Here is a 21,091-nt window from a genome sequence, read left to right as displayed (position 1 = left end):
ATTACAAATTATCCTGCATTCACAATTGGAGAGATTAATACAAAAAAAGCTCCCGCGCAAGCGGGAGCAGAGTAGATTATAGTTTAAATCGTGATATGATTTCTAGGATGCTTTTTTTGCATAATGCTTTTCTGTTTACTCAACGATACATGCGTATATATCTGCGTTGTCGTAATAGAACTATGGCCCAAAATGCTTTGGATATAACGGATGTCTACATCCTCCTCCAGCATTAAAGTCGCAAAGGAATGTCGGAGCATATGCGGAGTTATATTTTCAGGTATTTTGGCTATTTTTACATACATTTTAATCATATTTCTAACGGACTGTTCACTTAAACGATGTTCCAATCGATTAACAAAAAACCATCCAGTTTGAGTAATGCTTTTTGCATACGCTTTTTGATATGTGCGCAGAGCAGAAAGAGTGTCTATATTACTAATAAATACAATTCTCTCACGAGCGCCCTTGCCTTGGACTTTAACCGATCCATTTTTCAGATCAATTTCTGTAGATTTTATGGAGCATAATTCTGACACGCGCAAGCCGGTTGCAAACAAAAGCTCCAAAATTGCAACATTCCTCAGCTTTGCATAATACTGATAGATGCTCTGCTGCTGTTGTAAGGCTTGATAGGCAGTTTTAAGAAGCCGTTGTATGATTGATAATGGAAGAGATTTGGGAAGCGTAAGTGGTTCACGAAATTCCAAACGGATTTTACTAATTGGATTAAACTTGATTTGTTCGTCAAACTCAAGATAATTAATAAAAGCTCGTAAGCAGGCAATTTTTCTTTTTACAGTCTTGGGCTTATATTGTATATGCAACAATTGAATATATTTGCAAATGCATGTTTTTGTGAGAGGATCTGTTTCATTCATTGAGAAAGATGTAAATTGCGATAAATCAATTCCATATGCTTTTAGGGTCTTTTTGTTAAGCATTTTCTGGAATTCACAGTAGCTCAAGTAATTATTAATCTGCGCACTTAATTGATTCATAATGACCTCCTAGTTATAATAGGAAAATATTATGAACTATTTTCAGCAAATTGTCGAACCCCCCTAAGCTAGAAAAGAGGTCACCACGCGATTTCTCTAAGCCACTTAGAACTATGCATTATCCATATTACGGACAAGTCATTGCATTATGTTTATGATGGACATGCAAAAAATGTATTTAATTTGATGAGGCGATAAACCGGAATTCGATCGTTTACCGATAGGAAAAATTTATATGAAAATACGAATCAACACTTTATGGAGAGTGCCAGTTTTCTGCCTTGTCTCCAGCTGGGTTAGCTTTTATCTTACTGTTTATTTAGGGAAATTTTTCTTTATAGTAAAAACCGTGGGAGTTGATGGAGTGTGAAGTTTCTGCCGATCCTCTCCGCTCTGTCATTTTTAACGGAGGACTATTTTTGATAGTACTGTTATTGGGAGGCTTGTGGGCCTTCCGAACTATGACAAGAGCAGAGATTGCCGTTTCTTCAGCCATTATCTCTGCCACTTATTTTACTCTAACCCTAATGCAACTATATCTACCAAAATTTCCAGTATCCATCAGCGTTGAATTGGCGACCTTCCAGAACTGGATTAGCATTTTTGGTTCCGGTTTATATAAGATAATAGGTCGTTTTAACCTTTCTGTGCTGTCAGCAACCCTTGCGCCATTTCTTTTTGTACTATTTGGAAGAAAAGCAACTCACTCAAGCAATCAAATATAACCTTGGATTTGTCGAGTATAATTTAAGTGTTTTGAGCTGCTCAGTATGTTTACACTGCGAGAAGAACGCAGTGTCCAATTGTTTACATAATCAAAGGATAAATACCATTTGACATTTATTGCGTTTTATGAGCAAACGAAAAGATGCTAAAAATGCATATTTATAGTTGCTTTAAAGTCTTTCACAGACAGCTTAAAAATCATGCCTTTGTCCACGAAAAAAGATAACGCATCTTCTCCGGTACATGAATTTCAGGTTTAGTCAGCTTGACCAGCCGACCGGGTAGATCCCGTTCCAGTGCTGCCAAATGGAAGTGGCAGGCACCGATACCAACATCTGTGCGCTGGATATCGATCCCCAACTTACTATCCTTCATGGAACGCATCTCATAAAAATGATAGGTGTCCTTGTCCTGAACCACCCTCCAAGGCTGCTTGTTCCCTGCGGACGGAGCAAGCCTCAGCATTTCAAGAGGGGCTACATAATCACCGGCTTCAGCTTGCGTAAGCGGATGAGAAAAGTCACCCTTGAAAAACAGGGTATCCCACGGCTGACGCTGATTCGACTTTGCAACCCAGCGTACCATAGAATCCATCACTCGCCGTTTCTCCTGAGAATATCCAATGGGCGAAATAGCCGGGAACAGCTCTCCCTCTCCTAGCTTCATGGCCTCGGCAAATCCGCTCCGGTCAAAGGTCCCGCCAAGCCAGCAGGTTCCAAAGCCCAGCGATGTAAGATACAGGATTAGTTGTTCAAAGGAATAGCCCAAGGCTTCCAGCCCCAGCTCACCCGGAGCGACAGTCGCTCCGACAAAGTCTGAGGCTCCTTTAATAACGCCGTAGGTTCCCAGTTTCTCTCCGGACGCGGAGGCGTTTTTTTCCAACAAATGAAAGGACACTTCGACAGAAAACGGATTGCTCAGCCCCGCAATGTAATTCCGAATTTGTTCTTTTTCGCCGACAGGAAGCGGGCGGTCCAGATATGACCGAACACTGCTGCGGATCTTTACCGTTTCCTCAATTGAGAAATCCATTTTCATGTTACCGCATCCTCTCTAAGCCAGCGTGTGAAACAGATGCGCTTCACCGGGCTTTTCCATATAATTTCCGAACCGGGCCGCAGCGTCTTTAAAATGCTTTGATGCTGCGCCCCTCTTTACCATTACCATTTTTCATAATGCACACGCTCAGCCTGATAGCGGTCAACAAACTGATTTTTTTGTCCGTCCGGATAACCAACCGAAATCAATGCAAAAGGACGGATATTTTCAGGGAGCTGAAATAGCTTACGGACATTTTCTACCACAGGGGCAGAGGTTGCGACGCCCAGCCATACCCCGCCAAGCTCCAAATGAACGGCTTCCAGCAACATGTTTTCTGCAGCCGCACCCAGATCCTGCTCCCAGCCGGTCGGCACCTTCATTTTACTTTCATCCGCCAGAAGGACAAACGTCACCGCCGAGCCTGCGACGGGCGTTGCGTACGGTGAAGTTTTTGCTACCTCCGCCAGCTTCTCTTTGGCTTTGACCACAATAAATTCCCAAGCCTGCTGATTGGCGGCAGAGGGTGCCTGCATCGCTGCCCGCAGCAGCTTGTCAATTTTTTCGGGCTCTACCGGCTGGCTGGAAAATTTCCGGATGCTTCTTCTGCTAAAAATTTCTTCCATAATAAATAGCCTCCCGTTTGTGTTTTTTTATTCAGATTTGTTTGTTAGCTTCTCTAACAGCTTTTTGTTTATTTCCAGAAGTTGCAGCAGTTCTTCTTTTGTCAAAATATTCTGATAATTTTTATGAAGCAAATTCCATGCATCGACAATCTCTCTCTGCTGTGCCTGACCCTCCGGAGTTGACAGCAAGCAGACATTTTTCCCTTCCGACTGCTTTTTTACATATCCCCTTCGTTCCAGCTTATCAATCAGGCGGGTAATAGTGGAGGGTGTTAAATGAAACAGCTCACCAACATCCTTCTGCTGAATCTTTCCCTTAAGATTGATCATATATAACAGCATCGCATGGCTGGGAGACAGGCCGGTTTTGAAAAAAGCCTCATCCGCAAGCTTACCGAGCGCTCTGGCAAGCTTAGTTGTTGAAAAGAACAGGCAGCCGTTAAGCCTGCAATTCATCTGGCTTGTATTTATTTCTTCGCTCAAATCGTTCACCTCTATTGTTTGTACATGCAAATATATAGTGTTTTCAGAAATTTGTCAACTGGCGCTTACTCCTGTGCGCCGTGGAAATACAACATTCAGGAAAAAATCATTGCTCAAATTAAGCCGTCTTGTCAAGATGATTCATGCATGGAACGCTACTAAACTATTTGAAAATGGATAACCAGACTTGTCCCGATAACTTTGAGCTACTTGTTATGAGTAATACTGCAAAAGGAGAACGCCAAGAATACAAAACAAATATGCAGGAGATGCGGGGCTTTGGAAAAATTGGTATATTGCGTAGTCTTTGTCAAGACAATGTGAAAAAAGGCCTCCGATTTTATCAGCGGCCTTCCTGTGAATTGGGAGGGCAATACGCGGAGCCGCAATCAACCGCTCTTTTATGAGTGGACATCCTTGCTACCGCCGAAAATGTCATCGAATAATCCGTTCGCTTTGTCCATAGTCTAGATTATTAAAAGGCAAAGCGGTGCTGATTTGAGAAAAGTAAAAACTCTGTTTCTGAACTTTATACTCCTTTGCGGCGTTTCCGTCATATTGCAGACTGTCACCCTTTCCTTCCAGGCATATCTCGCCAGGAATCTGGGGCCGGAGGGGCTGGGACTCCTCCAGTTGACTTTATCGGTCTATTTTCTGGCCGCAACGTTTGCCTCCTCCGGGATGCGGTTCACAGCCACCCGGCTGGTGGCCGAGGAGTTGGGTGCCCGCCGACCGAACGGCGCCATTCAGGCGGTACGCTTGTGCCTCGCCTGTGCCGCAGCTTTCAGTATTACCTCAACAATTCTGGTGAATCTGGGGGCAAATTGGATTGGGACGGTCTGGCTCAATGATGCCAGGGCCATCCTGCCGCTTCGCATCTTTTCCTTCAGTCTTCCTCTGATTTCACTGTCCGGGGTCTTCAGCGGTTATTTCATCGGCGTACGCAAAGCGGCAGATATCGCCGCAGCACAATTGATCGAGCAGGTGCTTGGGGTCACCGCCAGCGTCGCGCTTCTGAGCATATGTCTGCCCATGGGGCTTGCATACTCCTGCGCTGCCGCAGCTTTGGGTCATGTGCTTGGTGAATTGGGTTCCTGCTTCATACAGTTTGTGCTTTACCGCAAAGCCATCAAAAACCAGCGCCAGAAAAACAGTGCTCCCACTTCCCATCTCTTTCGCCGACTGCTTCATATTGCCGCGCCAACTGCTTTGAGTTCCTATCTTACATCCAGCATCCACACAATCGAGCATCTGCTGATTCCCTACGGTCTGAAAAAGGGCGGTGCCTCCGAAAGCGGAGCTCTTGCCACGTTCGGAATCATCCGGGGCATGGCAATGCCGCTAATCCTTTTTCCCGCCTTCCTGCTCAACACAGCGCTGGACCTGGTACTTCCCGAACTGACGGAAAGTCAGGCTGCGGGCCACCTTAGGCATCTGAGTTATATCATCGGGCGGGTATATCGAATTGGGATTTTGTTTTCAGTCTTTATGATGTGGATCTTTCTGCGGTTTAGTCACGAATTGGGGATGCTGATCTATCAAAGCACCGATGCCGCATACTTCATCCGTCGTCTGGCCGTTCTGGCCCCGTTCTTTTACCTGGACATGATCACCGATATGATGGTCAGAGGCCTGGGCAGGCACATGAGCACGATGAAATACAACCTGATCACTTCTCTGGTCAGTGTTGTACTGCTTTACCTGCTTTTGCCCAAGTTTGCCATTACCGGCTATCTCATCACGGTTTATTGCTCCAAAATTCTGAATTTTACATTGAGCCTCCACAAATTGGTACATATTTCCGATCTGAAAATCGGATTGTGCGATATTTTCAAGGCAGTACGGTGTATGATTGCATCCGCTCAGCTTGCAAATCTGATGAGACGATTACTCCCGGTGTTTCCCGAACCTTTTTCAGGCCGGACGCAGATTGCCCTGACAATGCTGTTCTATATTCTGAACCTGCGGATTTTTGCCTGTGTTTCTCGGGAAGACATTGCCTGGTGCCGCTCGCTGTTAAAATAGGAAAATCTCCGCGCGACCATATAAGACCATATAAATTTAAAAAATCAGCAAGCTATAACAAATCCTAATTAGTAAAGCAAAAAACAAATTCAGTGTTTCAATTTCAAAAGTGGCTGCACAGGCTATTCACCAGACGATCGTGCTTGGACTGGCATGTGTAACTGGTACTGTATTGCATGCGGACAGTATGATTGATTCGATCCTGAAATCTATTGAGGTTCAGCGAAATCAGATAGGTAGACAGCTAGTTATGAATATTCTGTGCTAGGAGCTGAACTTCGCATTATGTTTAATACAGAACAATCTCAACGGGTAAGGAGTGCTGAAATGAAAAAGATACTGACCGGGTTTCTTTGTATTTTATTGTGTATTTCTTTTGTTCCCGAGGCTCTTGCTGCAGATATTGGAGTCTCAGGTTCCAATACGTCTCTTAATTGGGATTGGGTTTCAAGGGACAGCAGCTTTGAAAACGATATTGCCCTCAAGATGGAGCAGATTCGGCTGCTCCAAGGCGTTGGAAAACGCGAGGATGGGTCCACTGACTTTGGACTGGATCGGCATGTGACTCGAATGCAAGCCGTGCTCATGGTGATCCGGTTGCTTGGTAAAGGAGCGGAAGCCGCAGCATATCCTAAAACCCACCCTTTTACAGATGTTCCAAATTGGGCAGACAGCTATGTTTCCTATGCCTATGACAAGGGAATCACCAAGGGCGTATCGGGAACCCGCTTTGGCACAGCGGACAAGGTAAACGCTACCGGTTATCTAACGTTCATGCTGCGAATATTGGGCTATACGGACAAAAATTATATCTATGGCGATTATGAAGGATATTATAGCTCGGAATTTACCACCAAATTACCGTGGGCTTTGGCATCCTATTGCGGCATATTGCCGACGCAGGTTGATAAGGCGGAATTTCTTCGATCTGACTTGATTGATATTACCTGCGCCACGCTTTATGCTCACATGAAGGACAGTTCTGTGCAGCTGAAAGATAAGCTGATAAATGAAGGCGTCTTTACAAAGGCTCAGTTTAACGCCGCTTTTCCTCAAGATCCCTTTGCGTATTACCGCGAGATTGACAAGCAAATCTCTGCTGCCATTGCAGAAAAAGAGGCACAGGGGCAGTTGGCATTCGACAAGTATTCTACCGAATGTCACTTAATTATTGAACTGTATCAAGAGAATGGTGTCATAACAATTAAGCCCATGGTTTGCAATTATACAACGGATTTTCAGGAAGACAACACCTTAGGAACAAACGGCGGCGGGACAGGTCCCTGGATGATAAAGCTGGATGCGAATACTCTCAAGTGTCTAGAATGCTATTCCCCCGGGGAACTTGGCGATCAGGGGCTAAGTTGGGAAGATATTTTACCCGGTAAGTCGAAGCATGCCAGTTATTTGAGTCAGGGCATGGATCGTGTCTGCCGAATGGAGACCCAATTGCTGCTTAAAAAAGGGGTAATCGGTTACAGGCAACCCACCTATAATGAAGCACTGGCAATGATAAACACTTATTTGGGGATAACCCAGACGATTGAAACCACTCCTTGTACGATCCTGATCGGCGAAATCGATACATCACACGGAGGCTACGCGGATATAAGTCTTATTTACAAGCCGGGCTCCGCAGTAGGTGAGGGGAAAACCGTGTCACTGCCGATGCCGTCTGAAAGCTGTTGGGCTAGGACTTCGCAGCCGGATAAGCTGTGGCTCAGCGATGACGGTCTGACTTTGTATTATTCGTATCATTATGATGAACCGCTGGTAAGTGATGAAGGCACTCCGATGGAACACATTGAACACCAGGCCGGAACCTATCACTATACTACGGACTTGAAGACTGGAAAAACGTCTTTAGGCATCATTGCAAATAAATAATAAAGCAGACCTTTATTGTACCAATGTGAGCTTCGCGTAATCCTTAATAGCAAAAACGAATTAACGCCCAATTCATGTTTAAATAAAGAAATAAATTCTATATTCTCACATAATTCTCACAAAAATATTTTTAATTTGGATGAAATGTATACTGCCAGTGACCAGCCGGATACTATATGGGCATTATACAAATACCTTTGGATGAATATTGATTTGTTAAAATTACTCTTTCGCTCATAACCCGGAGGTCGTAGGTTCGAGTCCTGCCCCCGCAACCATAAAGGAAGCATCCTAACAATCGTTAGGATGCTTCCTTTTTTGCACTTTTATACTACATATAGTGTTTTTATATAGGTTCCTTCAAAATGTGGTACTCCCCGGCTGGTAAGCAGCTTTGCACCAGCCACCAGTAGCTACGAGCCCATTTAATGAAATATTGGTAAGTGTTGTTTAATATCGGTGGGTGTGTGTAAAAAATTGCGCACGATTTGCACATGCGGAAAATGATGCTCCAAAAACATCCCGGAAAAATTTTTTGCCACTTCCCTATCCGATGCGCCCCCTTTTTGCATAGGCGTTATTTAGGCGTATAGAACTGCACTGTATACCCTGCTTTTTAGGGTAACTACATTGGCTACCGTTAAAAGGCATGTCGAATTGTCCGCGGCATTTCCTAATTTGATAAGTTATATGACAAAAACATTTCTCTTGCAAGAACGGTCTAGTTATCTTTTTGCAAAAAGAGTGTATAAGGTATCACAGCATTTAAAGCGGCCTATAATATTAAAATCATGGGAAATGAGGAATCGCTCTTTTTACCATTTAAAAAAACAGCATTGTATTTGGAGCTGCGGAGTGGTGCAATTGTCTGAAGAACAAAAGTGCAGGACAGATCACTTAACAAATAGCAGATTAAAGATCCGATCCATCAGGCGGAGGAAAGCTTGGTGAACTTTTCTCTCCGCCTGATGAATGTCTCCTTTTAGATTGTACGTAAGCAATTAATATTTTCCTGCGGAAATTTCTTTTGCGTTATTTTTAGCTGGCTTTTCTAAAGATTCTTTGGCAGGCTCATAGGAAATTTCAGCAGTTTTATCCTGCGTAATTGAGACGCCGTCGTGGATTTCGTCGGATAATTCTCCGGACAGGTGGAAGACACTGATAAGCTTCAGTTGATGCTCTGCATAATTTAAAAGTTCGTGGCTGGATGCCGCACTTTCCTCTGCGGTGGCCGCGTTGACCTGAACCACCGTGGAGATCTGATCGATACCAACTCGAATTTGCTCGACAGACACCGACTGCTTTTCAGTTTCCTCTGAAATAGCTTGCATCATTTTCATGGCCTCGGCGGCTTGGCGGGAGGCATCTTTCATAGACTTTTCAGTTGCGGCGGAAATTTCGGCACCCTCTTTGACCGCCGCGACGGCAGTTTCAATTAGTTCCGCCGTACTCTTGGCAGCCTCAGTGCTCTGCTGCGCCAGATTACGAACCTCATCGGCCACAACGGAAAAGCCCTTGCCCGCCTCGCCAGCACGGGCGGCCTCCACTGCGGCGTTCAGCGCCAGCAGATTGGTCTGAAATGCGATATTATCAATCACTTTAATAATATTCTGAATTTCCAAAGAAGCGGAGTTGATGTGCTCCATAGAATTTGCCATTTTCTTCATATGCTGATTGCTCTCAACAAGGCTGCTTTCCGCCTCCTTGGAAAGGCTGCTGGCCTGCACAGCATTGGTGGCATTTTCTGTAATGCCGGAAGCAACCGTGGTGACCATGGCGGACAATTCTTCAACGGAAGATGCCTGCTCCGTGGCTCCCTGCGCCAGCGTCTGTGAACCGTTCGACACCTGAAGAGCATGGGAGGAGACATTGTTGGAAACATCGCGAAGCTCCGTCAGCATTTTATTTAGCATGGCGGATGTTTTCAGCAGTGCATTTTTGATAATGGCAAAGTCGCCATCATAAGAGTTTTTAAATTTCAGATCGAGATTCCCGTGTCCTATCTGCTCCAGAAGCTCCGACGTCTCGCTGATATAAGCGATGTACTCCCTCAATCGGGTGACCAGCGACTGCATGGACGCGGCCAACCGACCAACCTCATCTTTGGAATGTACATCAATGCTGACATCTAGGTTGCCGGCAGCCAAATCGTCTGTAATGGCCGTCAGGCGCTTCAGAGGCTTGGAAATACTTTTCGCAATCAGAAGAATTATGAGAATTACAATGGTAATTGCGATCAGATAGGTTGCTGCATTTACCAGAACCAACTGGGAGGCAGCCTCCTGATATTCCTTTTGTGGGACGGAAGTGACAATCAAAAATTTGCTCAGCGATTCCCGCCCGATAACCGCAAAGGCGTCTTCGCCGTTTTCGTTGTATTGGAACACGTTTCCGGTTGGAATAGAGAGCTCGTCGAGCATTTCCTGTGAGTACCCTGCGGAATCGAGACCTTGCATCAGCAGGTCCTGATTTGGATGCGCGAGGATCGCGCCGCCTCTGGAAATCAGCATCTGGGAACCCGTCTTAAACGAGGTCTGCGCATTAACCACCATGTCGCAGATCGTGGTAATTTGGATATCAATGGCCGTGACGCCGAGAATATCGCCCGACAAACCGTAAACCGGCACGGAAATCGTCGTGACAATGTTATTGGTATGCGGGTCTAGATACGGCTCAGTGACAATATAGCCGTTGTCGATGTCGGATTGTTCAGAAAACCAGTAACTGCGGCTTTTCAGATCAAAATCATCGGGAAACCAGTCCTTGCCGTCAAATGCCAGGTTCGTATTGGCACTGGAGATATAAGCGGACATGATATTCTCCGATTCATTTTGCATCAGATTGGAAAGCATGGTAAAAGCGCCGCTGTAATATGGGGAATCTTTCATATTTTCCACGGTTGAGCCGGACTGCATTAACTCAACGACATTTTGGTCAAGTGCCATTTGCTGGGCAATGGTTATATATTTCAACAGGTAGTTGGAAACATTGGAGACGCTTGTTTGGTTAGACAATTGCACGATTTTGTCTTCACTTTGGCGCATATCTCTTGACGCCATAGTCGACGTGACTACGCAGACGATCACCATAGCCGCCAGTACAATCCCGCCGATGCAAGTAATAATCTTTGCTGCAATACTCTTCATCCTATCAAATCTCCTCATTTTATTGGCACGCAATATCTTTCCTCCGAAATTCACTAGGTTTATCACGTTCTAATATATTTTTCGTCAGAATTTTGGAAAAGTTAATAAGATTTAACAGGCTGCAAACTGTGAATACTGGCAATTAGACGACAATTAGACGAAAGGCAACCAAAACAGAACATATCGTAGTAGCAGGCATCTTATTGGTATATTGATGTAATTCCTTTTAAAAAACGAGTATTTACCTTGTAGCCGTAGATTACAGCTTGCTCTTAAATACACTCAGTTTCACTAAATTTGAAAGAAACATGAATAGATACGGGAGTAGAGCGGATATTTGCAGACTATTACAACGCATATTTATCATTGACACTATCTAACAAATGGAAATAAAAGCGTGTGCAAAAGGCGGGCGGAAATCCGCCCGCCTTCTTTCGCTCAAGTTTCCGTCTCGGCGCTGTCTTTTAAACATTACCAGGGCAAATGGCTTTTTTACTAGAAAAAGCATCCATGATAGGTTGAAAATGTCTAAACATTTTAAATTTTTTGTTAATATTACAAAACCCGTGTGAATTTTTTGTCATATATTCCACTTGAAAACTGCCATTTTACGACTTATATTATTATGAGTACATAGAGGCTTGATGTCAGACGAAGGTAGTTCGTCTTTTATTTGTGTCGTTTGCGTGCACGTTCACGCATTTTTGCGTGCACGTTCACTCACATAATTCTTTGAATGTTTTTGCGACAGCGCAAACAGCATTTTTCTGTTAGAACGGCAGATGTTTTCTTTTTTTCAGGTCAAACGCTTCCCTCTGGTGCATGGCTGCCATCGCGGATATAATTTGTCCCATTCCCGCTGTATCTTTCTGGAAAGAAGAGGAATGATTTATGACAACCATTGAATCCATCGCTCAAAAAGCCGGCGTATCCCGGGGGACAGTAGACCGGGTGCTCCACAATCGCGGAAGGGTCAAGGCCGAGACGATAGAGAAGGTCTGGGCCGTGATGGATGAGCTGAACTTTCAGCCCAACAGTCTTGGCCGCGCGTTTTACCTTTCGCGAAAGAAAAACAAGATCGGCGTGCTGGTTTCTCTCCGCGAGCCGGACTTTCAAAGACTGGTGATGCGCGGGGTCAGCGACGGCATTTCATACGCCCAGCAGTACGGTATCCAGACCCTGACGGAATTTGCCCCTCCCGACGACCAGACCGCCTATCTGGAGGCTTTGGGCCGCCTGATTGACAGCGATATTCGGGGGCTGGTGCTGCGCGGAATTGAGTCGGAACAGGTCAATGCTCTGCTTCGGCAGCTCACCACAAAGCAAATTCCCATTATCACGTACAACGCGGACACGGAGGACAAGCTGCGGGACTGCTTTGTTGGGCAGGACTCTTACAAAAGCGGCGCCTGTGCGGCGTTTTTGATGCAGCAGATTTCTCCAGAAAAGGGGCGCACGCTGATTGTAGGCGTGGATCGGCTTCACTTCTCCAGCGAGGAGCGAATCCACGGCTTTGTCGATCATATCCGAAATTTCCCGGGCGAGGAAATGGAGCTGGCTCCCGTGGTTTACAGTCAGGGCAATCATGATATCTCCTATCGGCTTACTCGCGTCGAGATTGAGCAGTCTCCCGGGCTGACCGGCATCTTTGTCAGCGGTGCGGGCCTTAGCGGCGCCGCCCACGCCGTGGATGACGCCGGACTTTCCGGAAAAATCAAAGTGGTGGGTTTTGACACCACTGATTCCAACGTGGCCTGCATGAAGAAAGGAACCGTGCAGTTTCTTATTGAGCAGGACCCTTATCTGCAAGGTTATAAATCCGTTCAGCTTTTGGTGGACGCGATTTTTCAGGACCGTTCGGTGGAGACGGCATATTACGACACGGGAATTCAAATTAAAACTCTTTATAATTACTGAGGCGCTTCTCGGTTCCCGCGGCTTTACCCTGTTAATTTCAGCAGGCCGGCCTGCTGAAATGGATTTTAGCTCTTACGCAAAGCTTTTCCAACGCGCAGCAACCTGTTATGTGATTGATATGTGATTGAAAGGAGGAAAGTTTATGAAAAAAGTGATTCGAAGCACCAACGACCTTGTGTTGGCGGCGGTGATGGGCGCTATGTCCATTTTTCTGCTGACCAGCAAGCACATTATCACCGGCGTAGAAAACGGGCTCGGCGGCATGTGGGCGCAAGCTAGCACCTATATTCATCTTCTGGCAGGAATTATGCTGGGGCTGTGCATTTTGCAGTTGATCTACGCCATCAATTTCAAGCGGGACGGCGAGCATCAGGCAATCGCAATCCCCATTTCCAAGGAAATCGTCATCACTGCGGTGACCTTGGTTCTCTATGCGCTGCTTCTGCCCGTGCTGACGTTTTTCCCCTGCACTCTGGTGCTGAATATCGTTCTGTGCGGAACCTTTGCAATGAAGGAGAATCAGGGAGATCCCGATAAAGCGGGAAAGCTGCCCAAAAAGCAGCTTGTCGCCATTATCGTCTACTCCGTTGCTCTGACCGTTGCTTTGTGGGTCGTGTTTACCCAGCTTCTCAGGTGTATCCTCCCCTAAATGGGGTTTTGGATAAACAAACCAAATTAAGGAAATGAGGAAACATACATGAAAAAGGCTATGTCATTTGCGCTTGCGTCCCTGATGCTGGCGGGAATCCTGTCCGGCTGCGGCGGCAGCGGCTCCGGCAGCACCGGCAGTGCCAGCAGCGCCGGAAGCACCGGCAGCGGCTCTTCCGCATTGGATTATCCCACCAAAAACGTTCAGATTATCATTCCTTACGCTCCCGGCGGCGGCTCCGACAACCTGGTGCGCGGCGTCATTCAGCATCTGGATCTGGGCGCTACCGCGGTGGCCATCAACGTGGAGGGCGCTTCTGGCTACATCGGCGCACTTCAGGGCTTTAACAGCTCCAACGACGGCTATACCATCATGACCCACAACGAGATGGACCTGATCTCCTACTCCATGAGCGGACAGGCTCAGGATCCCCTGTACGAGGATCTGGAGTACATCTGCGATGTGGTGACCGACTACAACCTGCTGTGCACCAGTCCCGCCACCGGCTGGACCACCGCTCAGGAGGCAATTGATTACATCAACGCCAATCCCGGCACCGTGACCGTGGGCTGCACCGGCTCCAACAACGTCAACTACGGCACCACCATGGAGCTGCTGAAGGCCATGGGCATTTATGACAAGGTCACCATTGTGCCTTACGACGGCGGCGCCGCCAGCGAAACCGCCCTGCAGGGCGGCCACATCCAGTTGGAGGTCAACTCTCTGGCTGACACCTCTGCTTACATCGCAGCCGGCACCAACGTTCCCCTGCTGGTGTGCAATGACGAGCGCATCGACGCGCTCACCGACGTGTCCAGCACCGTTGAGGCTGGCTACAACGTGACCTATGGCAAGCCCCGTGGCTTCTTCGCCCCCAAAGGCACCGACCCCGCCGTTCTGGAGTACATTTCCGCCAAGATGAAGGAAGTCTGCGAGAAACCCGAGTTTGTGGACGCCATGGCCAACCTGGGCTTTACCGTGGCCTACGTTGACGGCCCCGCCGCCAAGGTTCGCGCACTTGCCTGGGCAGAAAGCCTGACCCCCGTCTTTGCGGACATGGCACAGATTGCCGGCTAAACACTATATTATCCTGCGCAGACAGGAAAGGGAGGGCTCTTGATTGTCGACAATCATCCTTGGCTTTCAGTATATCTTCAGTGACCCCATGACCATCGCGTTGCTTCTGCTGGGCATTTTCGTCGGAATTATTTTCGGCAGCATTCCCGGTCTTACCGCAACGCTCGGCGTTACTCTGTTTATCCCATTTACCTATGTTATGACGCCGGTTCAGGGCCTGACCATGCTGATTGCCGTCTATGTGGGCGGCATCAGCGGTGGTTTGATTACTGCCACACTAATTAACATTCCCGGCACCCCGTCGTCCATTTACACTTGCTTCGACGGATATCCTATGACGAAAAATGGCAAGCCTACTCAGGCTTTGGCCATTGGCGTCTTCTGCTCCCTTGTGGGTGGCACCTTCTCCGCGTTTGCTCTGATGGCAATTGCGCCTCAGCTTGCAAAAGTTTCCCTAAGCTTTGGTAGCTGGGAGTATTTCTCCGTGGCTGTGATGGGCCTGTCGGTAGTGGTGGCCATGTGCTCCAACTCCATGATTAAGGGCCTGATCGGCGCTATGTTCGGTCTGATGCTGGGCGGCATCGGCATCGATTCCATCAGCGGCGTGTCCCGTCTCACCTTCGGCTTCTGGCAGCTTCAGGCCGGTATCTCTTCCACCGCGCTGATGATGGGTCTGTTTGCCATTACCGAGGTGTTCAACCAGTCTTTGGAGCTGCACAAACCCCGCCCCAAGATTCACTTTGCAAAAACCACGCTGGTTCCGCCCATTTCCGAGATGAAGACAAGCTGGAAGGCCGTGGGCATCGGCTGCGTGGTGGGCACCGGCATTGGCATTCTGCCCGGCATCGGACAGAACGCCTCTACCCTGATTTCCTACAACCTTGCCCGCACCGTCTCCAAGACGCCGGAGATGTTCGGTCACGGCTGCCCCGAGGGCATTGCCGCTTCCGAAACCTCCAACAACGCCACCAACGGAGGTGCATTGATTCCTCTGGTCTGCTTGGGCATCCCCGGCGATCTGACCACCTCTGCCCTGATCGGCGGACTGATGATTCATGGCCTGCAGCCCGGCCCTCTGCTGTACAGCGAGCATCCGGAGCTGGTGGGCGGCATCATGGTGGCTTACTTCCTGGCAAACGTTGTGATGTACGTGATGGAGCTGGGCCTGATGAAGGCGTTTGTCCGTATGGTCAACGTGAAGCTGTCTTATCTGTTCCCCGCCATTGTGGCATGCTGCGTTCTGGGCGTATATACCCTGAACAACCGTATGTTCGACGTTTGGGTGATGATTGTTTTTGGCTTTGTGGGCTATTTCCTCATCTGCCTCGGTATCGACATGGCGCCCGTGATTCTGGGCTTCATTCTCGGGCCGCTGATTGAGAAATATATGCGCATGGCCCTGATCGCCTCCAGCGGTGAATGGGGACAGATTGCCACCCGTCCCGTGGCCGTATTTTTCGTGGTGGTTGCGATTCTCTTTGTGGTGGTTCCCATCGTACGAAAGCTGCTAATTCTCACCAAAAAAACGACCTAATGCCCTTTCGGGCTACTTGTTCGTAAGCACAGACAGGCAGTCGGGCCCGCTGCTATTGCAAAGAAGCACTCTTTGCAGCGCCGTGCCCGGCTGCCTGTCCTTGTTAAAATTGGAGTGACCGATGGATTTAACCTATAAGGTACCAAGGCAGGCGTATATTGACCTGCTGGCGGACATGATTCGCCGCAACGAGCGCCGACCCATCCGGGTGTTTACCCTTCTTTTATTGACTGTGGTGCAGATGGCAGCCGTCATTCTGCTTTGTATTTTTCGCCTGAATCCGGACCAGCGAATTTTCTTTCTGGTCTGGTCAATTCTTTTGGCGGCGCTGACGGCTCTGCGCCGCTGCACCGTTATGTCCCGGGCCAGGGGCACGCTGCGGCGTTTGGAGTACACCGGTCAGCTTTCCGAGGAGTTCTGGAAGGAGCACAAGCTTGGCACGACAGACGGACAGTTACGCCTGCGCTATGGCGCGCAGCGCCTTTCCTGTCCGCTACACGGTCTTTCCCGGGTGGAGGAGCGGGCAAATGCTCTGCATCTTTACTGCGGGGAAACCATGTTCGACATCGTGCCGGACTCCGCCTTTCCAAATCGGGAGGCCATGGAGCGCTTTGCCCGGTCGCTGCGCGATCAGGCAGCGCATTCCCAGCCACCGCCGGCGAAGCGCGAGGATTTGCTCGAAGGGGGCCTTTCTTGGCACATGGAGGGGAACGCTCTTGAAGACGGGCAATACCTTGCCTTCCGCACCCTTTATTACCGGCATCGCTTTTTGCGCTCCGCCACCTTTGTGCGTCTTGTGATCAGCGTGCTGGCCGTCATCAATCTGTTCCGGGATGCATCCCCCCTCAACATCGCCCTGAGCGCCGCGCTTTTGGTACTGGCAAATTTGGAGAATCTTTCCATGCTTCCGTTTGTCTGCCGCTTCCGCATCCGGCGTGAGGTGGGCGATTGGCTCGGAAGCGAAGAATACCGCCTCTCCCTGCGGGGAAGTACTGTGGTCTTTGCCTCTGACCGGGCAGAGGCGCGCATCCCTGTGGAAAAAATCAACCTCTGCGAGAAAGTCGGTCCTTACTATCTGATTGGCTGGAGCAGTTTCCCCGCCGTGGTGCTCCCGGCTCAGGTCTGGCAAACGCCGGAGGCATCCGCCCTTACAGAGGAAATCAAAGCCCTGTATCAGAGAAAATAGCCTTTTTAAGGCAGGAGGTATCGCTTTCATGAATGCACTGATCGTTGACCCAAGAGACAATGTGATTGTTGCCATTGAGCCGGTTGCCGCGGGAGATACGGTGACGTATCTTGTGGACGGCGAACCCGCGTCGCTGACGGCGGCGGAGGATATCATCATCTATCACAAGCTGGCCATCCGCGATATCCAAAAGGGTGAGCCGGTGGTTAAATACGGAGAACACATCGGCGCCGCAACGACGTTTATCCCCGCGGGGGCTCATGTCCACGTACATAACGTGGACAGCATTAAGGAAGACCGTCGGGCCAAGGAATAAAAGGGGATCACAATCATGACATTTTACGGATATCGCCGCCCGGACGGGCGGGTGGGTGTGCGGAACAAAGTTCTAATTCTGCCCGCCAGCGTCTGTGCTTCGGACGTCACCCGAATCATCGCCCAGCAGGTTGAGGGCAGCGTAACTTTCAACAATCAGCAGGGCTGCTCTCAGGTGGCGCCGGACCAGCAGTATACCATGGACATTATGGCCGGCTTTGCGGCTAATCCCAACATTTACGGAACGGTCGTGGTGTCTCTCGGCTGTGAGAACTGCCAGATGGATCTGGTTGTCGCCGCCATTCGCGAGCGGACCAACAAGCCTATAGAGCAGGTCATCATTCAGGAGGTAGGCGGCACGCTGAAAGCGGTGGAAATTGCCGTCCGTTACGCCAAGGCGATGGTTGCGGACGCCAGCATCCTGCGCAAGGAGGAGTTCCCCGTCTCCGAGCTGATTGTCGGCACGGAATGCGGCGGCTCCGACCCCACCAGCGGACTTGCCGCCAATCCGGTCATCGGCTCTATGAGCGACCTTCTGGTGGCCGCAGGAGGAACCAGCATTCTTTCGGAAACCACGGAGTTTATCGGCGCGGAGCACATTCTGGCCCGCCGGGCCGCCACGCCGGAGGTGCATGACCGTATCTACGAAATTATTACCCGCTTTGAGCAGTCTTTTCATCCTGTGGGTGAGGATGTGCGGGCTGGAAATCCCTCCCCTGGCAACAAGGCCGGCGGCATCACCACGCTGGAGGAAAAATCTCTGGGCTGCATCCACAAGGGCGGACACAGCCCCGTCAACGCCGTGTATGACTATGCCAAGCAGGTGGACCCGAAGCAGGGCCTTGTGATTATGGACACGCCGGGCAACGACCCCGCTTCCGTGGCGGCCATGGTCGCCGGCGGCGCACAGGTTGTGGTGTTTTCCAGCGGGCGGGGCTCCCCCACTGGAAACCCCATCGCGCCGGTTATCAAAATCACGGGCAACAAGCTGACCTTTGCCAAGATGGAGGATAACATCGATTTCAACGCCGCCCCCCTGATCTACGGCGAGAAAACGCTGGAGGCGCTTGGCGAGGAGCTTTTGCAGATGGTGGTGGAAACCGCCAGCGGCAAACAGACAAAGGCAGAATCCCTGGGTTTTACTGAAATCGCAATTGCCCGGGCGTGCAATTTTGTATAAGAAAGGGAGTACACAGATGGAAAAGAAAGTAGTGCGCTGGGGCGTTTTGGGGTGCTCCGGCATCGGAAAAAGCCGCACCATCCCCGGTATGCTTGCCGCGTCCAACGCGGAGTTTTATGCGCTGGCCGGGCGCGACGAGGCAAAGCTGAAGGCTTACGCAGAGCCGTTCGGCCCCAAAAAGCTCTATACGGATTATCAGGCGCTTCTGGACGATGAGAACGTGGACGCGGTTTACATTCCCCTGCCCAACGGCATTCACATGGAGTGGGTGATAAAGGCAGCCGCCGCCGGAAAGCACATTCTGTGCGAAAAGCCTCTTGCCCTGAATGAGAGCCAAGTGGAGGAGATGTTTGCCGCTGCTGAAAAGCACGGTGTTCTTCTGGAGGAGGCCTATGCCTTCCGCCACGCCCAGCTTGTGCAAAAGGTGAAGGAGATCATCGACAGCGGCGTGATCGGCAAGGTCCGTTATTTTGAATCCAAGCACTCCACCTTTGACTCCAACCGTCAGGGCATCCGTTATCAAAAGGGCATGGGCGGCGGCGCAGTGTTCGACGTGACGTGCTATAACGTGAGCCTTGTCTCCTATCTGCTGGGTGCGGATCCCACGGACATGCAGGTGTACTGCGGCTTTGACGCGCAGACCGGCGTGGACACCTCCGACTCTGTGCTGCTGCGCTATGGGCAGGACGTGTCGGCTATGTTGTACGCGGGGCTTGACGCCTATCCCCGCGGCTGCTTCTCCGTGCTGGGTGAGACGGGCCGCATTGATGTGGACCACAAGTTCAACAGCCGTGGCCTGTGCCACATCCGGGTAGGCAAAAACGCCCGGCCCCAGAATGCAGAGTATATCGACGAGGTTATCACCGATTACACCGTCTGGGTAGATGACAACTACTATCTGGAAGTCGAGCAGTTTGGCAACGCGATTCTCAGCGGCGCTCCCCTGCCCATTTCCCCGGAAGAATCCCTGCTGACTGCCAGAGTGTGTGACGCCATTCGCAAAGCCGGCGGCGTGGACTGATCTGCAATTTTCCGGCAAGGGGCTTTTCCCTTGTCGGAAAGATTTAAAAACGCTATCCTGACAGTGTCTAAAATACTCTACAAAAGGAGCGCGGAATATGAAAAAAAGCGAGCTGAGAAAAAGCGGCATCATGGTTTCCGGTTTAGCGCTTGGAACTTGGGCCTATTCGGGCGCAGCCCTCTGGGGCGCAAGCGACAATGCGGCCGCACTGGACACCATTCACTTTGCGCTGGAGCACGGTGTCAATCTGATTGACACGGCGGACCGGTACGGCGATGGCAAATCGGAAGAGGTTGTGGGCGAAGCGCTGAAGGGCCGCCGGGACAAGGCGGTTCTGGCCACCAAGGTTTACACCGACAAGCTCCGCTATGACGACGTGATCGCCTGCTGCGAGGCCAGCTTGAAGCGTCTCCAGACGGACTATATCGACCTCTATCAGATTCACTGGCCCACGCCCGACATCCCCGTGGCGGAGACGTTCCGTGCTTTCGAGGATCTGAAAAAGGCGGGCAAGATCCGCATCGCGGGCGTGTGCAACGCGGGCAAGGGCTGCGCGGCAAGCCTTGCCGACTACGAGGTTGCCATGAACCAGCTCCCCTATTCCCTGATTTGGCGGATTGTGGAGAAGGAAGTCGTTCCCGCCAGCCTTGCCGCCGGTATGCCGGTTTGCGCTTATTCCCCGCTGGCGCAGGGCCTGCTCACCGGAAAGTTCCGGCGCATTGAGGACGTACCCGTGGGCAGACGGGAAACCCGGTTCTATCGCACCGGCCAGACCCCCTGCCGCCACAGCGATCCGGGCTTTGAAGATGAGATTTTTGAATTTATCGGCGTGCTGATGGCTTTTTGCGAAAAGCATGGCTTTGCCCCCGCCGAGGTGGCTATGAATTTCTTAAAGCGTCGTGACTTTGTTCAGACGGTTTTGGTAGGAGCACGCACCATCGCACAGATGGAGCAAAATCTCGCTTCCTATGAAAAGGAAATTCCCGCCGAGCTGATGGAGGAGATTGAAAAGGCATCCGAGCCTTTGAAGGCGGTTATGGGCGATAACGCCGACATGTGGCAGGGTGACGGAGGCCGCATGTTCTAAGCGATAGAACGGCCAGTCCACTACATAGGATAAAAAATCCCCTGCGCGGCTTCTTGCCGCGCAGGGGATTTTTGCTGATCGCCTATCCTCACGGAAAGACCTTTTCCAGCCGAAAAAAAGACGCGGCAAGCAGTCGATTCCTTCCTTTTGGAGATAATTGCGTAAAAAATGGGCAACCTATTATCTGTTAAAT

At 49.8% G+C, this 21,091-nt stretch carries 18 protein-coding genes; 13 read left to right on the top strand and 5 right to left on the bottom strand.

Translation table 11 applies throughout. From position 1 onward, the window contains the following. Positions 1-83: 83 nt before the first annotated feature. Complete coding sequence (locus RTK01_RS01825; RefSeq protein WP_312279336.1) at positions 84-1,001, bottom strand: tyrosine-type recombinase/integrase; 918 nt, start codon at positions 999-1,001, stop codon at positions 84-86. A gap of 419 nt (positions 1,002-1,420) precedes the next feature. Between RTK01_RS01825 and RTK01_RS01820 the strand changes: the two genes are divergently transcribed. Beyond that, positions 1,421-1,726: a hypothetical protein gene (locus RTK01_RS01820; RefSeq protein WP_312279335.1), complete on the top strand. Its 306-nt coding sequence runs from the start codon at positions 1,421-1,423 to the stop codon at positions 1,724-1,726. 199 nt (positions 1,727-1,925) lie between these two features. Here RTK01_RS01820 and RTK01_RS01815 read toward each other — a convergent pair whose 3' ends face one another. From RTK01_RS01815 to RTK01_RS01805, 3 genes are all read right to left on the bottom strand, one after another. Next, positions 1,926-2,765, bottom strand: a complete 840-nt coding sequence (locus RTK01_RS01815; protein WP_312279334.1) for a nitroreductase family protein — start codon at positions 2,763-2,765, stop codon at positions 1,926-1,928. Between the two features lie 122 nt (positions 2,766-2,887). Continuing rightward, entirely contained in the window at positions 2,888-3,391 is a 504-nt protein-coding gene (locus RTK01_RS01810; RefSeq protein WP_312279333.1) for a nitroreductase family protein, read from the bottom strand. Between the two features lie 27 nt (positions 3,392-3,418). Then, on the bottom strand, positions 3,419-3,874 hold the full coding sequence (locus tag RTK01_RS01805) for a MarR family winged helix-turn-helix transcriptional regulator (protein WP_312279332.1): 456 nt from the start codon (positions 3,872-3,874) through the stop codon (positions 3,419-3,421). A gap of 498 nt (positions 3,875-4,372) precedes the next feature. Between RTK01_RS01805 and RTK01_RS01800 the strand changes: the two genes are divergently transcribed. The 3 genes from RTK01_RS01800 (at position 4,373) to RTK01_RS01790 (ending at position 7,786) form a co-directional block, all read left to right on the top strand. After that, a complete protein-coding gene (locus RTK01_RS01800) occupies positions 4,373-5,899 on the top strand; it encodes an oligosaccharide flippase family protein (RefSeq protein WP_312279331.1) in 1,527 nt (508 codons plus the stop codon). Positions 5,900-5,960: 61 nt separating this feature from the next. Further along, a complete protein-coding gene (locus RTK01_RS01795; protein ID WP_312279343.1) occupies positions 5,961-6,167 on the top strand; it encodes a DUF503 family protein in 207 nt (68 codons plus the stop codon). A 59-nt stretch (positions 6,168-6,226) separates the two neighbouring features. Continuing rightward, positions 6,227-7,786 carry an S-layer homology domain-containing protein gene (locus RTK01_RS01790; protein ID WP_312279330.1) on the top strand — a complete coding sequence of 520 codons (1,560 nt, stop codon included), beginning with the start codon at positions 6,227-6,229 and terminating at the stop codon, positions 7,784-7,786. A gap of 1,001 nt (positions 7,787-8,787) precedes the next feature. Here the strand turns inward: RTK01_RS01790 and RTK01_RS01785 are convergent. Then, positions 8,788-10,932, bottom strand: coding sequence for a methyl-accepting chemotaxis protein (locus RTK01_RS01785; RefSeq protein WP_312279329.1), 2,145 nt, complete (start codon positions 10,930-10,932; stop codon positions 8,788-8,790). An 891-nt stretch (positions 10,933-11,823) separates the two neighbouring features. On the opposite strand from RTK01_RS01785, the gene RTK01_RS01780 reads away from it, so the two are divergent. From RTK01_RS01780 to RTK01_RS01740, 9 genes are all read left to right on the top strand, one after another. Beyond that, on the top strand, positions 11,824-12,849 hold the full coding sequence (locus tag RTK01_RS01780) for a LacI family DNA-binding transcriptional regulator (protein WP_312279328.1): 1,026 nt from the start codon (positions 11,824-11,826) through the stop codon (positions 12,847-12,849). 142 nt (positions 12,850-12,991) lie between these two features. Continuing rightward, complete coding sequence (locus RTK01_RS01775) at positions 12,992-13,498, top strand: tripartite tricarboxylate transporter TctB family protein (RefSeq protein ID WP_312279327.1); 507 nt, start codon at positions 12,992-12,994, stop codon at positions 13,496-13,498. 48 nt (positions 13,499-13,546) lie between these two features. Continuing rightward, the gene (locus RTK01_RS01770) at positions 13,547-14,575 is read left to right on the top strand and encodes a tripartite tricarboxylate transporter substrate binding protein (protein ID WP_312279326.1); all 1,029 of its coding nucleotides are present in this window, start codon (positions 13,547-13,549) and stop codon (positions 14,573-14,575) included. A gap of 43 nt (positions 14,576-14,618) precedes the next feature. After that, positions 14,619-16,109, top strand: coding sequence for a tripartite tricarboxylate transporter permease (locus RTK01_RS01765; RefSeq protein ID WP_312279325.1), 1,491 nt, complete (start codon positions 14,619-14,621; stop codon positions 16,107-16,109). A gap of 121 nt (positions 16,110-16,230) precedes the next feature. Next, positions 16,231-17,295 carry a hypothetical protein gene (locus RTK01_RS01760; RefSeq protein ID WP_312279324.1) on the top strand — a complete coding sequence of 355 codons (1,065 nt, stop codon included), beginning with the start codon at positions 16,231-16,233 and terminating at the stop codon, positions 17,293-17,295. A gap of 28 nt (positions 17,296-17,323) precedes the next feature. Then, a complete protein-coding gene (locus tag RTK01_RS01755; RefSeq protein WP_312279323.1) occupies positions 17,324-17,611 on the top strand; it encodes a UxaA family hydrolase in 288 nt (95 codons plus the stop codon). A 15-nt stretch (positions 17,612-17,626) separates the two neighbouring features. Beyond that, entirely contained in the window at positions 17,627-18,790 is a 1,164-nt protein-coding gene (locus RTK01_RS01750; RefSeq protein ID WP_312279322.1) for a UxaA family hydrolase, read from the top strand. A 16-nt stretch (positions 18,791-18,806) separates the two neighbouring features. After that, positions 18,807-19,811, top strand: a complete 1,005-nt coding sequence (locus RTK01_RS01745) for a Gfo/Idh/MocA family oxidoreductase (RefSeq protein WP_312279321.1) — start codon at positions 18,807-18,809, stop codon at positions 19,809-19,811. A 97-nt stretch (positions 19,812-19,908) separates the two neighbouring features. Continuing rightward, positions 19,909-20,898 (top strand): aldo/keto reductase, encoded by a 990-nt coding sequence (locus tag RTK01_RS01740; protein WP_312279320.1) that lies wholly within the window; start codon positions 19,909-19,911, stop codon positions 20,896-20,898. Positions 20,899-21,091: the final 193 nt, after the last annotated feature.

It is taken from the genome of Oscillibacter sp. (genome assembly GCF_031978065.1).
GTDB lineage: Bacteria > Bacillota > Clostridia > Oscillospirales > Oscillospiraceae > Oscillibacter.
The sequence above is the reverse complement of the archived record's forward strand: the minus strand, read 5'-3'. Positions and strand labels throughout refer to the sequence as shown.

Coding starts and splice junctions, on each gene's coding strand:
- RTK01_RS01785 (WP_312279329.1), bottom strand. CDS start 10,932: ATGAAGAGTATTGCAGCAAAGATTATTACTTGCATCGGCGGGATTGTA.
- RTK01_RS01745 (WP_312279321.1), top strand. CDS start 18,807: ATGGAAAAGAAAGTAGTGCGCTGGGGCGTTTTGGGGTGCTCCGGCATC.
- RTK01_RS01750 (WP_312279322.1), top strand. CDS start 17,627: ATGACATTTTACGGATATCGCCGCCCGGACGGGCGGGTGGGTGTGCGG.
- RTK01_RS01780 (WP_312279328.1), top strand. CDS start 11,824: ATGACAACCATTGAATCCATCGCTCAAAAAGCCGGCGTATCCCGGGGG.
- RTK01_RS01770 (WP_312279326.1), top strand. CDS start 13,547: ATGAAAAAGGCTATGTCATTTGCGCTTGCGTCCCTGATGCTGGCGGGA.
- RTK01_RS01810 (WP_312279333.1), bottom strand. CDS start 3,391: ATGGAAGAAATTTTTAGCAGAAGAAGCATCCGGAAATTTTCCAGCCAG.
- RTK01_RS01755 (WP_312279323.1), top strand. CDS start 17,324: ATGAATGCACTGATCGTTGACCCAAGAGACAATGTGATTGTTGCCATT.
- RTK01_RS01775 (WP_312279327.1), top strand. CDS start 12,992: ATGAAAAAAGTGATTCGAAGCACCAACGACCTTGTGTTGGCGGCGGTG.
- RTK01_RS01825 (WP_312279336.1), bottom strand. CDS start 1,001: ATGAATCAATTAAGTGCGCAGATTAATAATTACTTGAGCTACTGTGAA.
- RTK01_RS01740 (WP_312279320.1), top strand. CDS start 19,909: ATGAAAAAAAGCGAGCTGAGAAAAAGCGGCATCATGGTTTCCGGTTTA.
- RTK01_RS01815 (WP_312279334.1), bottom strand. CDS start 2,765: ATGAAAATGGATTTCTCAATTGAGGAAACGGTAAAGATCCGCAGCAGT.
- RTK01_RS01760 (WP_312279324.1), top strand. CDS start 16,231: ATGGATTTAACCTATAAGGTACCAAGGCAGGCGTATATTGACCTGCTG.
- RTK01_RS01790 (WP_312279330.1), top strand. CDS start 6,227: ATGAAAAAGATACTGACCGGGTTTCTTTGTATTTTATTGTGTATTTCT.